The organism is Streptomyces calidiresistens (assembly GCF_014141525.1).
GTDB lineage: Bacteria > Actinomycetota > Actinomycetes > Streptomycetales > Streptomycetaceae > Streptomyces > Streptomyces calidiresistens.
In genome coordinates, this window is sequence record NZ_VKHS01000457.1 from 1 (window position 1) to 4551 (window position 4551).

The 4551-nt window shown below is 77.8% G+C and carries 5 protein-coding genes; all 5 read right to left on the reverse strand.

Features of this window, described 5'->3' with window-relative positions:
* Positions 1 to 24: 24 nt before the first annotated feature.
* A complete protein-coding gene (gene cobC / locus FOE67_RS17490; protein ID WP_438874245.1) occupies positions 25 to 1152 on the reverse strand; it encodes an Rv2231c family histidinol phosphate aminotransferase CobC in 1128 nt (375 codons plus the stop codon).
* The gene (locus FOE67_RS17495; protein ID WP_182665360.1) at positions 1149 to 1592 is read right to left on the reverse strand and encodes a cobalamin biosynthesis protein; all 444 of its coding nucleotides are present in this window, start codon (positions 1590 to 1592) and stop codon (positions 1149 to 1151) included. Before FOE67_RS17495 ends, cobC begins: the two co-directional genes overlap by 4 nt.
* Positions 1589 to 2980 (reverse strand): cobyrinic acid a,c-diamide synthase CobB, encoded by a 1392-nt coding sequence (locus tag FOE67_RS17500; RefSeq protein WP_323384996.1) that lies wholly within the window; start codon positions 2978 to 2980, stop codon positions 1589 to 1591. Before FOE67_RS17500 ends, FOE67_RS17495 begins: the two co-directional genes overlap by 4 nt.
* 19 nt (positions 2981 to 2999) lie before the next feature.
* Positions 3000 to 3596: a cob(I)yrinic acid a,c-diamide adenosyltransferase gene (gene cobO / locus FOE67_RS17505; protein ID WP_182665364.1), complete on the reverse strand. Its 597-nt coding sequence runs from the start codon at positions 3594 to 3596 to the stop codon at positions 3000 to 3002.
* Positions 3596 to 4551: vWA domain-containing protein (locus FOE67_RS17510; protein WP_182665366.1), on the reverse strand; the 956-nt coding region annotated here is incomplete at its 5' end. The genes cobO and FOE67_RS17510, both read right to left, overlap by 1 nt.

Here is a 4551-nt window from a genome sequence, read left to right on the forward strand (position 1 = left end):
CCCCTGCCGGGCGCCGCCCCCCTCTCAGGTCACCCCGATCCGCACCAGGGCCCCGCGCAACGCCTCCGTGGTGGCGGCGTCGCGCACCGCCAGCCGCAACCAGCGCCGCCCCAACCCGGGGAAGGTGTCGCCGCGCCGCACCGCGAACCCCTCCTCCCGCAGCCGCTCCCGCACCCGCTCCGCCCGGGCGTGCTCCACCAGCAGGAAGGGGCCCCGGGGCGCCGGAGTGGCCGCACGCAGCTCCCCGAACCCCGCCAGGACCGACACCAGCAGGTCCCGCCGTTCCACCGTCTCCCGCGCCGCCGCCTCCGCCTCCGCCAACGCCTCCGGTGAGCAGCACGCCTCGGCCGCCGCCAGGGCCGGCGTCCCCACCGGCCACAGGGGTCGTCCCCGCTCCAACTCGCGCACCGTGCCGGGGGCGGCCAGCACGTAACCGATCCGCAGACCCGCCAACCCCCAGGTCTTGGTGAGGCTGCGGATCACCACCAGCCCCGGCACCTCGTCCACCAGCCCCGCCACGGATTCCCGTTCGCCGGGCACGGCGTCGATGAAGGCCTCGTCCACCACCAGCAGCCGGCCCGGGCGGGCCGCGGCGACGATGGCCTCCGCCGGGTGCAGCACCGAGGTGGGATTGGTCGGGTTGCCGATCACCACCGCGTCGGCCTCCGCCGGTACCGAGGCGGGATCCCAGCGAAAGCCGTTCGCCGCCGACAGCAGCAGGCGCCCCGGGCGGTGCCCGGCGTCCCGCAGGGCCGCCTCCGGTTCGGTGAACTGGGGGTGCACCACCACGGGCCGCCGAATCCCGTCCAACCGGGCCAACAGCACGAACGCCTCGGCCGCCCCCGCCGTCAGCAGCACCCGGTCGGGCGCCAGGCCGTGCCGGCGGGCCACCGCCCGGCGGGCCGCCGTGTCGTCCGGATAGGCCGCCAGGTCGGCGAGCGAGGCGGCCAGCCGCTCGCGCAGCCAGGCGGGCGGTGTGCCGGTACGGACGTTGACCGCCAGATCGACCAGACCCGCGCCCTCCCCGCGCACCTCGGCGTCGCCGTGGTGCCGCAGGTCCGGCTCCTCCTCCGACCGGGGGTCCGTCCCCGGTGCCGCCCCGTCGATCCCGGTGTCCATCGCGTTCCCCGTGCCCTTCGTCGTCCCGTTCATGTCCCCGGACCGGCCAACGCCACCGTGCACCGGCCGCCCGGCGAGACCAGGCGGGGCACCAGCAGTACCGCTCCCGGGCCGGCCGTCAGCAGCGCGGCGGCCTCCGAGACCGACGGCGTGCCCACCGCCGCCAGCACCCGGGCGGAGGGCCGGGCCCCGGCCACCCCCGCCAGCGCCTCGGCCGGATGGGACCGCAGGGGCACGCCCAGCCGGCGGGTGGCCTCCAGCAGTCCCGGCTCCCCGGCCCGCGCGCCGACGGTGGCCACCGCCGCCGGGACCGGTTCCGGGAGCGCCCCCGGGACCGGGGACGTCGCCCCGGCCGGTGGGGCGAGCCGGGCGAACGCGGCGGCGATCAGCTCCAGGACCTCCCGCGCGGTCACCCCGGGGCGCGCCCCCACCCCGGCGCAGACCCCCGCGGGGGCCCCGGCACGGCGGTTCACGCGGCGCCGTTCCGTGCCCGCGCCGCGGCGCGTTCCCGGCAGGCGGCCACCAGCCGCAGGGGCACCCCCGGCGCACCCGCCCAGTGGACGTGCAGGTAGGAGGCGTGCACCCCGCCCCGCACGAAGCCCTCGGCGCGCCGCTCGGGATGGGTGAGGCCCCAGGCCGGGACCCCACCGGCCCCGGGTTCCACCACCGTGCGGTGGAACTCGTGCCCCCGCACCCGACCCCCCGTCGGGGCCAACGGGTTGTCCGAGAGCGCCACCGCCTCCCGATAGCCCAGCGTCAGCCGCCGCGTCATGCGCGCCTCCGCCGGCAGCACGCCGCACATCGGGGCACCGTCCAGGCTCCGGCACAGGTACAGCAGCCCCGCGCACTCCGCGGCCACCGGCCCGTCGAACGTCGCCACCGCCCGGCGCAGCGGCTCGTTCGCGGCCAGCTCCGGCGCGTAGACCTCGGGGAAGCCGCCACCGATGACCAGCGCGTCCGTGTCCGGTGGCAGCGCCTCGTCGCGCAACGGGTCGAAGGTCACCACCCGGGCCCCGGCCGCCTCCAGCAACTCCGGGTGCTCGGCGTAGCCGAAGGTGAAGGCGGCGCCCGAGGCGACGGCGACCACCGGGGCCCGCCCGGGGGCGTCCCCGTCCGTCGGGCCCCACTCCCGGCCGACTCCCGCGACCGCCTCGGCCGGGGACCAGGCCGTCCCCTCCACCGGCGGCGCGGAACGGGCCACCGCCAGCACCGCCGGCAGATCCACTCCCCGGCGCACCCGCTCGGCCATCGCCCGCACCGACTCCAGCGCCTCCGCGCGCCGCTCCGCCACGGGCACCAGGCCCAGGTGGCGGGAGGGGGTGCGCACCGGGCCGTCCTCGCGGGGCAGCGCGCCCAACACGGGGATGCCACCACCGTCCAGCGCCTCCCGCAGCAGGGCCTCGTGCCGGGGCGACCCCACCTTGTTGAGGATCACCCCGGCCAACCGCACCCCGGTGTCCCAGGAGGCGAAGCCGTGCACCAGCGCCGCGATCGAGCGGGACTGCGCGGACGCGTCCACCACCAGCACCACCGGTGCCCGCAGCAGTTTCGCCACGTGCGCGGTCGAGGCCGTCTCGCCCATCCCGCTCGCCCCGTCGAACAGGCCCATCACGCCCTCGACGACCGCCAGGTCGGCGCCGTCCGCACCGTGCCGGAACAGCGGCGCCACCCGGTCGGGGCCGCACATCCAGGCGTCCAGGTTGCGTCCGGGCCGCCCGGTGGCCAGCGCGTGGTAGCCGGGATCGATGTAGTCGGGCCCCACCTTGTGCGCCGAAACCCTCAGCCCGGCCTCGGCGAAGGCCGCCATCAGGCCGGTCGCCACCGTCGTCTTCCCGCTGCCCGAACCGGGTGCGGCGATCACCACCCGGGGTGTCACGGCGTCACCACTCGATCCCCCGCTGGCCCTTCTGCCCGGCGTCCATGGGGTGCTTGACCTTCCCCATCTCGGTCACCAGATCGGCCGCCTCGATCAGCGCGGCGGGCGCGTTGCGGCCGGTGATCACCACGTGCTGGGCACCGGGACGTTCCCGCAGCGCCCCCACCACCTCGTCGGTGTCGATCCACCCCCAGTGCAGGGGATAGGTGAACTCGTCCAGCACGTACAGCCGGTACCGCTCGGCGGCCAGGTCGCGCCGCACCTGCGCCCACCCCTCACGGGCCGCCTCCTCGCTGTCGGAGAGGTCCCGCTGCACCCACGACCAGCCCTCGCCCATCTTGTGCCAGGTCACGCTCCCGCCCTCGCCGGAGTCGCCCAGCACCCGCAGTGCCCGCTCCTCGCCCACCCGCCACTTGGCGGACTTGACGAACTGGAACACCCCGATCGGCCAGCCCTGGTTCCAGGCGCGCAGGGCCAGCCCGAAGGCCGCCGTCGACTTGCCCTTGCCGGTCCCCGTGTGCACCGCCAGCAACGGGCGGTTGCGCCGCTGCCTGGTCGTCAACCCGTCGTTCGGTACCGTCTCCGGCTGCCCCTTCGGCACTACGCGGCCCTCCCTCGTGTCGTTTCCCGGACGGGACCGCGGCCGGCGGTCCGTCCCCCGGCCGTTCCGGCGGCCGTGTCCCGGGCGCGGGGCGTCCGGTCGCCCCGCACCCCGCGCACCAGCGCCGTCACCGTCTCCGCCCGCAGGTCGTCGAGCGTCACCGCCGGGCCGCCCAGTTCCCGGGCCAGCGCCCCGGCCAGCCCCAGGCGCACCGGCCCGGTCTCGCAGTCCACCACCACCGAGGCGATCCCGTCCGCCGCCAGCAGCCGGGCGGCCCGGTGCGCCCGTTCCACGGGCTCCGGCCCGCCGGTCGCCCGGCCGTCGGTGACCGCCACCAACAGCGGGCGGCGGGAGGGGTCCCGCAGCCGCTCCACCCGCAGCACCTCCCGGGCGGTCGACAGCCCGGCCGCCAACGGGGTGCGCCCCCCGGTGGGCAGCGACCGCAACCGGGCCGCCGCCGCGTCCACCGAGGAGGTCGGCGGCAGCGCGACCTCGGCACCGGTCCGACGCATCGTCACCAGCCCCACCTTGTCCCGGCGCTGGTAGGCATCGAGCAACAGGGAGAGCACGGCGCCCTTGACCGCCCCCATCCGACTGCGGGCCGCCATCGAACCGGAGGCGTCCACGACGAACAGCACCAGGTTCGACTCCCGGCCCTCGCGCACCGCCTGCCGCAGGTCGTCGCGGCGCACGATCAGGCCCGGACCGGAACGACCGCGGGCCCGCTGGTGGGGGGCGGCGGCCCGGACGGTGGCGGCCAGGTGCAGCCCGCCGCCCGAACCCTCCCGGGGCCGACGGGAGCCGGTGGTCCGCCCGCGCGGGGTCCGGGCCCGCGAGCGGCGGCCCGCGGCTCCCTCGCCGAGCCCGGGGACGGTCAGGGCCCGGGTGCGGAAGGGCTCACCGGGGGCGGCGGCGGGACGGTCCCCGGCCGTCCCCGCGGAGCCGGTGGGGGGAT

What these genes read in the sequence shown, in the direction of transcription:
- cobC (WP_438874245.1), bottom strand. Translation starts at nt 1,152, where the DNA reads ATGAACGGGACGACGAAGGGCACGGGGAACGCGATGGACACCGGGATC.